Origin of the sequence: Sphingobacterium tenebrionis (genome assembly GCF_037126265.1) — a bacterium.
GTDB classification, from domain to species: Bacteria; Bacteroidota; Bacteroidia; order Sphingobacteriales; family Sphingobacteriaceae; genus Sphingobacterium; species Sphingobacterium tenebrionis.
This window is the reverse complement of the sequence record NZ_JAYLLN010000066.1, coordinates 1-7,105: the sequence shown is the minus strand read 5'-3', so window position 1 is coordinate 7,105 and position 7,105 is coordinate 1. Positions and strand designations below refer to the sequence as shown.

General features: G+C 40.7%; 6 protein-coding genes. All 6 read left to right on the top strand.

Annotated features, from left to right (window positions below; all coding sequences use genetic code 11):
* Positions 1-191 precede the first annotated feature (191 nt).
* The 6 genes from VJ786_RS16355 to VJ786_RS16330 all read left to right on the top strand — a co-directional run bounded on the left by VJ786_RS16355 (position 192) and on the right by VJ786_RS16330 (position 6,841).
* On the top strand, positions 192-992 hold the full coding sequence (locus tag VJ786_RS16355) for a hypothetical protein (protein WP_336558043.1): 801 nt from the start codon (positions 192-194) through the stop codon (positions 990-992).
* A gap of 11 nt (positions 993-1,003) precedes the next feature.
* The gene (locus tag VJ786_RS16350) at positions 1,004-2,173 is read left to right on the top strand and encodes a 1-deoxy-D-xylulose-5-phosphate reductoisomerase (RefSeq protein ID WP_336558042.1); all 1,170 of its coding nucleotides are present in this window, start codon (positions 1,004-1,006) and stop codon (positions 2,171-2,173) included.
* A 25-nt stretch (positions 2,174-2,198) separates the two neighbouring features.
* Complete coding sequence (gene rseP, locus VJ786_RS16345; RefSeq protein WP_336558041.1) at positions 2,199-3,509, top strand: RIP metalloprotease RseP; 1,311 nt, start codon at positions 2,199-2,201, stop codon at positions 3,507-3,509.
* 340 nt (positions 3,510-3,849) lie between these two features.
* Positions 3,850-4,950 (top strand): glutamine-hydrolyzing carbamoyl-phosphate synthase small subunit, encoded by a 1,101-nt coding sequence (gene carA, locus VJ786_RS16340; protein ID WP_099367862.1) that lies wholly within the window; start codon positions 3,850-3,852, stop codon positions 4,948-4,950.
* A gap of 140 nt (positions 4,951-5,090) precedes the next feature.
* Positions 5,091-6,389 carry a phosphopyruvate hydratase gene (gene eno / locus VJ786_RS16335; protein WP_099367863.1) on the top strand — a complete coding sequence of 433 codons (1,299 nt, stop codon included), beginning with the start codon at positions 5,091-5,093 and terminating at the stop codon, positions 6,387-6,389.
* Between the two features lie 143 nt (positions 6,390-6,532).
* Positions 6,533-6,841: an FtsB family cell division protein gene (locus tag VJ786_RS16330; RefSeq protein WP_336558040.1), complete on the top strand. Its 309-nt coding sequence runs from the start codon at positions 6,533-6,535 to the stop codon at positions 6,839-6,841.
* Positions 6,842-7,105: the final 264 nt, after the last annotated feature.

Below are 7,105 nucleotides of genomic sequence, written 5' to 3'. Positions count from 1 at the left end.
AAAACAAATTTTCAGAAATCCTTAGAACAAAAATGACCGAGTAAGATAAATCTTGTACTCAGTCATTTCTTTAAATCTCATTAAAAAGTTGAGACTTTTTCAGTGCCCTCAAATGTATTCTTAGCCTTTTTTCATGGTGTAACATATGGTACAACCAAAAAAATTATCATATTTGCACTATTAATAACACCATGCTAAATTATTTAAAAGACATTACTTTTAAGGCGAACGACGTCTTTTTAAGGGCTATAGACATCCTGATGAGGAACTATGTTTCTATTGCAGGGCTATGTTTTCTTTTGTTTATAACCTCCAACCTGTCTACCTATTTATCCAGCTACTTATCCTTTTATTCGGATTCGTATTTCATGGGCTTGAAAGTGCTCTTGTTACTGCTGTTTATAGGTTTATATTTTAGTTTGCAATTGGTACTGTTAAAAAATGCCATCGTATTGGCTAGGGGAGAAAAGAAACCGGGATTTTGGGGCTATGTGCCTTCCTTTTCCCAATTCGTGAACTACATCATCGGATTGTTGTTCTATTCCCTGATTGCTTTTGTGGTTTATTTGGTAATGTATGTGCTTTGCTTTCCTTTATTGTTTTTGGGGATAAGCATGGATACGGTGCGTTCGGAGGTCCATCCTTTTTTAACAGGAGTTATTATGTTGTTTGTATTGATAAGAACGACCTTCTATCCATTTTTCATTATCGAACATGGATTCAATACCTTCAAATCCTATAAATTCAGTTTGGCGATGACCAAAGGCAATGTATTCCGGTTATTGATCGTTATATTCATTGTAGCATCCACCCATTTATTGCAATTGGGGGCGGAATATTTTGGCTATACCTTGTTATCCCAAATTTTAGGTTTAGTGAATTCATTTGTTATCATCCCTATCGTGAGCATTGTGATGTCCATTGTGTATGTGGATATGATGAAGTCCTATAAAGGGGGAGCAGATCCTTCACTGATCGATAATATCATCTAATTAGTTCAACATTGAGTAGAAAGAGAATCGCCATATTAGGCTCAACAGGTAGCGTAGGAACTCAAGCATTAGAAGTTGTAGCCGCTTTTCCCGAACAATTTGAAGTAACCGTATTGACCATCGGTAGGAATGCCGATCTGTTGATCCAACAGGCAAAAGCCTTTCATCCGAAGGTGGTGGTGGTCTGTGAAGAGCAGGCTTATCAAAAGGCAAAGGAAGCTTTGGAACCGCTGGGCATTTCGGTGCTGAGTGGGGTGGAAGCCTTGGAAGTGGTTGTGCAACGGGATGATATTGATGTGGTGTTGACCGCTATTGTAGGTTCTGTTGGTTTGAAACCAACGGTTGCTGCTATCAAAAAAGGGAAGGATATTGCACTTGCCAATAAAGAAACCTTAGTGGTTGCTGGCGCATTGATTAATGAGCTGGTAAAAGAACATCAGGTGCGTTTATTGCCGGTGGATTCTGAGCATTCGGCGATATTTCAATGTTTGGTTGGAGAAGAAAGCAACCCAATAGAAAAAATAATATTGACGGCTTCTGGAGGACCTTTTAGAGGTAGAACTCGGGAAGATCTGGTTGCTGTAACGAAAGCGCAGGCCTTGAAACATCCAAATTGGGCGATGGGGGCAAAGATTACCATCGATTCTGCTTCCTTGATGAATAAAGGGTTGGAGGTGATCGAAGCCAAATGGTTGTTCGACCTATCTGCAGATCAGGTCGAGGTGATCATCCATCCGCAGTCTATCGTACATTCACTGGTGCAATTTCAGGATGGGTCCATTAAAGCACAATTAGGAGTGCCTGATATGAAGTTGCCTATCCAATATGCCTTAACCTATCCAGCTCGTTTGCAGAATGATTTCAAACGCTTCAGCTTTGTGGATTATCCAAATTTGACTTTTGAAGCACCGGATATGGAGGCTTTCAGGAATCTGAAACTTGCCTATCAAGCGTTGGAAAGAGGCGGGAACAGTCCTTGTATCTTAAATGGTGCGAACGAAATCGTGGTGGAGGCTTTCTTACAGGATCAGATCAGTTTTCTGGGGATGAGCGATGTCATTGAAGAGACATTGTGTCAGATTTCTTGGCAAGATGATTTGAAATTAGAGGATTATCTGCATTATGATGCTGAAAGTAGGAGAGTGGCACGGAGTTTAATACCTCGTTTCAGTAATAAATAGATTATATACAATTAATAAAAAATAAATGGGAATCGTCATTATGGTAGCCCAGGTGTTATTAGGCCTGTCGCTATTGATTATACTACACGAACTTGGTCACTTCCTGGCCGCACGTGCATTTGGGATCAAGGTGGAGAAATTTTACCTGTTCTTTGATGCCTGGGGTGTAAAATTGTTCAAGTTCAATTATAAAGGATGTGAATATGGTGTGGGTTGGCTACCATTGGGTGGTTATGTGAAGATTGCGGGGATGATCGATGAATCGATGGATACCGAGCAGTTGAAAGGAGAACCACAACCATGGGAATTCCGCTCTAAACCAGCTTGGCAACGTTTGATCGTGATGTTGGGCGGTATTATCGTGAATATCATTGTCGGTATTTTGGTGTTCTGGATGATCACTTTTAAGTATGGTACCACAGATATCGATAACAATAAGATCTACGGTGTGAAGCCAGGAATCATTGGTGAAAAGGTTGGACTGAAGGAAGGAGATAAGATCCTTGCGGTCAATGGAAATAAAGCGAATCTGTTTTTTGAGGACCTGATGACCTCGGATGTTTTGATGGGTGATGCGGTATTGACCGTGGACCGTGCTGGACAGGAAGTGAAAATTACGCTTCCACCGGATATTTTGAACGATGTTTCTGATCATAAGAAGAACGAGTTTGTACAGCCTATTTTTAAGATGCTACCGGTATCTAAGATCGAAAAGGATTCGAGAGCAGATCATATGGGATTGCAGGTTGGGGATAGTATTGTTAGTATCAATGGCGTTGCTCCGTTGCATTTGAATCAGTTTAAGGATTTGGTACAGGCGAATAAAGGAAAAGATATCAATCTTGGCGTGATACGTAATGGGTCGGCGATGAACTTGACTGCGAAAGCGGATACCACAACGGCCTTAGGATTTGGAAACTTACCGATGGTGGTTCATTCTTATGGCTTGATGGAATCTTTACCTATCGGCGCGAGCAAAGCATTCTCTGTGATCACGGATAATATTAAAGGCTTTGGTAAGATGTTCAAAGGGGAGGTTCGTGCGGATAAGGCATTATCAGGACCGGTGGGCATTGCTACCATGTTCGGAACGGAAGTGGATTGGTTGCGTTTTTGGAGTTTGGTAGGGATGTTGTCCATGGCTTTGGCGTTTATGAACTTATTGCCGATTCCGGCATTGGATGGTGGTCATGTGGTGTTTTTGACGATTGAGATGATTCAAGGGAAGCCATTATCGGAGAAGTTCTTGGAAAGAGCGCAGATGGTCGGGTTTTTTATTTTGATAGCCTTGATGATCTTTGTTTTCGGAAATGATATTTTTAAGTTGACGAAGTAAGGGGTGTTATTGGGAGGAGGCCTCTTGCATCATTGCGAGGAACTATACCCGTCATTGCGAGGAACGAAGCAATCTTTCGATTAGTCCAAAGATTGCTTCGTCGTACCTCCTCGCAATGACGGGTATAGTTCTTTTTTCATTTTTTATTTCGGAATTTAAAATAATTTGTACCTTTGTCTCCCAATAAAATGAAAGAAACCTTCTACCCGATAGCATCACAAAAAGTTGTACAACTTTACATCAATACATAAATTGATTATATAGCCCATTTGGGCTTTTTTTGTGCGCCAAGGCGAAGCTCTACTCATACCCACGGATATACTTAATAAAAGAAATAAGAATGACCAACTACAGCAAATTGCCAGCAATTTTAGTCCTTGAGGATGGAACAGTTTTTCATGGAAAGGCAGCCGGAAAGATCGGTACGACCACCGGAGAGATTTGTTTCAATACCGGTACGACAGGTTATCAGGAGATCTTCACCGATCCTTCTTATTATGCACAGATCATGGTGACTACCAATGCGCATATCGGAAACTATGGTATCGATAATGAGGATGAGGAATCTAAGAAAATCCAAATTGCAGGCTTGGTTTGTAAAAACTATAACATCAATTATAGCCGTAAAATGGCTGATCAATCCATCCAAAATTACTTCGAAGAAGAGAATTTGGTGGGTATTTCAGACATTGACACGCGTTCATTGGTTCGTCATATCCGCAGCAAAGGTGCGATGAATGCGATCATCTCTTCCGAGAACCTGGATGTAGAATCCTTGAAAGCAGAATTGGCCAAAGTTCCTTCTATGGATGGTTTGGAATTGTCTTCCAAAGTATCGACGGAAGAACCTTATTTCTATGGAGATGAAGGCGCTCCAACCCGCGTAGCAGTTTTGGATTTAGGGATCAAGAAGAACATCCTACGAAACTTTGATTCCCGTCAGGTATATGCTAAGGTTTTCCCGGCAAAGACAAGTTTTGAGGAAATGGAAAAATGGAATCCTGATGGTTACTTTATTTCCAATGGCCCTGGAGATCCTGCAGCCATGGATTATGCCATCCAAACCGTAAAGGATATTTTGGAAGCAGACAAACCGATGTTCGGTATCTGTTTAGGCCATCAGATCTTGGCTTTGGCGAACGATATCCGCACGAGCAAAATGCACAATGGTCACCGTGGTATCAACCACCCAGTAAAAAACATCATCGCCAACAAATGTGAGATCACTTCCCAAAACCACGGTTTTGGCGTAGTAGCAGAAGATATCAAGAATTCGGATAAGGTAGAGATTACCCACGTGAACTTGAATGATGACTCGATCGAAGGTATTCGTATCAAAGGTAAGAAAGCCTTCTCGGTACAGTATCACCCGGAATCATCCCCAGGTCCACACGATTCAAGATACCTGTTCGATGATTTCATCGCGATGATAAAAGGTTAACATTTATAAAACATTTAATAAACCATGTATGTACCCATACATGGTTTTTTTTGTTAATTTTGATATAAGATATAATTATTGTTATATTAGTGTTATTAATACACTAAGTTAAAGGAAAAGAAAATAAACCACATACAAAAATGAGCTTGATAATTGACGTACATGCGCGCCAGATTTTGGATTCGCGCGGAAATCCTACAATAGAGGTTGATGTGACTACACAGAACGGTTTCGTTGGTCGTGCAGCAGTTCCATCCGGAGCTTCTACAGGAGCACATGAAGCAGTTGAATTACGTGATGGTGACAAGAAGAAATACCTGGGAAAAGGTGTTTTGAAGGCCGTTGAAAATGTAAACACAAAGATTGCGAAAGCTTTGGAAGGTGTTGATGTTTTCGAGCAGAATGCAATCGATAAATTGATGATTGATCTTGATGGAACCGAGAACAAAGGTAAATTAGGAGCAAACGCTATTTTAGGAGTTTCTTTGGCAGTTGCCAAAGCTGCAGCGCAGGAAAGTCGTCAACCATTATACCGTTATATCGGAGGAGTAAATGCGAACACTTTGCCATTGCCGATGATGAACATCATCAATGGTGGAGCTCACTCGGATGCTCCGATCGCATTCCAGGAGTTCATGATCATGCCAGTAGGTGCTGAATCATTCTCTGAGGCATTGCGTTGGGGTGCAGAAGTTTTCCATAGCTTGAAGAAAATCCTTCATGACCGTAATCTTTCTACAGCAGTAGGCGATGAGGGTGGATTCGCTCCAACTTTCGAAGGTACGGAAGATGCGATCGAAACCATTTTGGAAGCGATCAAAAAAGCAGGATACAAACCAGGAAAGGATATCTGTTTAGCACTTGACTGTGCTTCTACAGAATTCTTCGAAAAAGGAAAATACGATTACAAGAAATTCGAAGGTAAAGGCGGTGCAACGCGTACCATCGAAGAGCAGGTAGATTACCTGGCAGAATTATCTGCAAAATACCCGATCATTTCTATTGAAGATGGTATGGCTGAAGATGATTGGAAAGGATGGAAATTGTTGACAGATAAGATCGGCGACCGCGTACAGTTGGTTGGTGATGATTTATTTGTTACAAATACCAAACGTTTACAGGATGGTATTGATAAAGGTGTTGGAAACTCCATCTTGGTTAAAGTTAACCAAATCGGATCATTGACCGAAACAATCAATGCTGTTCAATTAGCTCAGACAAATGGTTATACGTCGGTAATGTCTCACCGTTCTGGAGAAACAGAAGATTTCACGATTGCTGATTTAGCGGTGGCATTGAACTGTGGTCAGATCAAAACGGGATCTATCTCTCGTTCAGATAGGATTGCTAAGTACAACCAATTATTACGTATTGAGGAAGAATTGGGAAGCAATGCGAAGTTCATTGGTAAGAACTTCAAATATGCACCTAAGAAATAATTTTTTTTATTTTTTGTAAGGAAGAAGCCGTGTCATTTTGATGCGGCTTCTTTTGTTAAAGAAGATAACTTTGCTTTGTTTTTTGCATTGTTGCCAAGTATATTTTATCTTTAACTGAATTTTTATTTCTTTGTTGAGCAGCTATGGAACGTTTTATCAAAACCATCAAAAATAAATACCTGATTGCAGGCATTGCCTTCGTCGTGTGGATGTTATTTTTTGATCGTTATGATGTGGCGACTCAGGTAAGTTTTCAGCAGGAAAAGGGAAAATTGGAAGCTGAAAAGGCTTATTATACGGCTGAGACCGAAAAGATTGGAGTGTCTATTAAGGATGTTCAATTCAATCAGAGCGAGATCCAACGCATCGCTCGCGAAAAATATAAAATGAAAAAATCTTCGGAGGATATTTATATCATTACCGAAGTCGAAGCCCCGAAGACATCTGAGTAAATTTTCTACGTCATTGCGATTCAACGTCCTTGCGATTCAACGTCATTGCGAGGAACGAAGCAATCTTCCTACATGTCATGCTGAGCGTAGTCGAAGCATCTACATTTGGTACCCCGTACAGATCCTTCGACTACGCTCAGCATGACAAAGGCAGCTACCAATGACATGTTGTATAACCTATTGTTAATCAGGTCAATGTATCTTATCTAATTTCATATCGAACTCCAGTGCCAACCTGTTTAGGTACTTTTCCTTCTGCTTTTT